Source organism: Enterobacter cloacae complex sp. P15RS, assembly GCF_014895905.1.
In the GTDB taxonomy this organism is placed as follows: Bacteria; Pseudomonadota; Gammaproteobacteria; order Enterobacterales; family Enterobacteriaceae; genus Enterobacter; species Enterobacter quasihormaechei.
This window is the reverse complement of record NZ_JADBQL010000047.1, coordinates 465-717: the sequence shown is the minus strand read 5'-3', so window position 1 is coordinate 717 and position 253 is coordinate 465. Positions and strand designations below refer to the sequence as shown.

Here is a 253-nt window from a genome sequence, read left to right as displayed (position 1 = left end):
CATGGTTAATCCGGATGGCAGCCGCAGCGAAACGCGGTATGACGAACGGGGAAATGTGCTCAGCAGCACTCAGGGCGGCCTGACCAGAAGCCTGAAGTATGACCGCGCCGGGCGCATCACCACCCTGACAAACGAGAACGGGGCCACCACCACCTTCTCATATGACGTTATGGACAGGCTGGTGCAGGAGACGGGCTTTGACGGCAGAACGCAGCGCTATGGTTACAGCCCCTCCGGCCAGCTTACCCGCAGC

Annotated in this window: 1 protein-coding gene; it reads left to right on the top strand. The window is 61.3% G+C overall.

The window, feature by feature from the left end; translation table 11 throughout:
• On the top strand, positions 1-253 hold a 253-nt coding region (locus IM267_RS21585; RefSeq protein WP_193034211.1), incomplete at both ends, for an RHS repeat protein.